Source organism: Xylanibacter rodentium (genome assembly GCF_013166575.1).
In the GTDB taxonomy this organism is placed as follows: Bacteria; Bacteroidota; Bacteroidia; order Bacteroidales; family Bacteroidaceae; genus Prevotella; species Prevotella rodentium.
The window spans coordinates 1-1,290 of sequence record NZ_JABKKE010000059.1; the positions used below are offsets into that span (position 1 = coordinate 1).

Here is a 1,290-nt window from a genome sequence, read left to right on the forward strand (position 1 = left end):
GTGCCTCGCGTGCGTCGCTCCATGCCTGCAAACGGTCGTACTCCTCCTTGGTTATCCGCATGAACGAGCCGTGCTGCGGGCCGTTCACCCCTTTTGATTAAAGGATTCGAAAGAGTTCGTCAATAAATAGACTCAAGAGTTGAAAAGGAGGCAAACCGAATGCCTGTTATGCGATTTTCATTTAACACAGCATTTGGTTTGGCTCCTTTTCAACTCATGAATATCTAAAAATCTCTTTACTTTTGAAAGCTAAAGCGTCACTTCCACCGCTTTTATCGTTCCGTCAGCATTGAACTCCATGCGGTCGATACACACTTCGCGGTTGTATCCGGCGTCCCATCCCATCTTGATGGCGTCGGGGCGGGCGAAGCGGTGATATACGATGTACCATTCGTCGGTGCCGGGTTTGCGCAGGACGGAGTGATGGCCGGTGCCGAAGACAGCCTTCGACGGGTCTTGTTTCAGCACCACGGCACGTTCGGGCATGGCCGGTTTGCCGTTCCGTACCAGTTCCGTCGGCGATTCGCTGATGAGGTAGCGCACGCGGTAGTTGGCGCTGCGGGTGTCGTTTTCCGACCACATGAAGTAGTAGAGCCCGTTGCGCTCGAATACATAAGTACCCTCATTATAGTTGTAGCGTCCCTTGTCCTTGCGGTCTATCAGCACCTTCGTCGATACAACCGACGTCATGTCCTTGCCCAGTTCCGATACGGCGAGGAAGCCGTTGCCCCAGTACAGATGGTATTTACCTGTCTTCGGGTCCTGGAATACGTCGGGGTCGATCACCTGTCCGCCCTTCATCCCGTCCGGCTTTTCGCTGAGCAGCGGGCGTCCCAGTGCATCCTTGAACGGTCCGGTGGGCGAGTCGGCCACGGCCACTCCTATCTTTCCGGCTCCGGTGAAGTAGTAATAATACTTGTATCTCTTCTTTCCCGTCTTCTTCTCGATGATGCACGGTGCCCACAGACACTTGTCCGCCCACTTGCAATCCTTTTCGAGGTCGAACACCACGCCTTCGTCGTTCCACGTGACGAGGTCGTCCGACGAATACACGCGTGCGTCGTGGTTCTGCCACCCCTGCTTGCCGTCGGTGGTGGGATACAGATAATACTTGCCCGTCTTCTCGCTGTACATTATCTCCGGGTCGGCATACAGGCCCTTTACCACCGGGTTGCGGTCGTTGGGCTTGATGTGCTGTGCCTCGCGTGCGTCGCTCCATGCCTGCAAACGGTCGTACTCCTCCTTGGTTATCCGCATGAACGAGCCGTGCTGCGGGCCGTTCACCCCCTC

The 1,290-nt window shown here is 55.7% G+C and carries 1 protein-coding gene; it reads right to left on the reverse strand.

All coding sequences use genetic code 11. The features are described 5' to 3' along the window. Positions 1-249 precede the first annotated feature (249 nt). Positions 250-1,290, reverse strand: a 1,041-nt coding sequence (locus HPS55_RS14005; RefSeq protein ID WP_172325107.1) for a family 43 glycosylhydrolase, incomplete at its 5' end; no start/stop codon positions are given.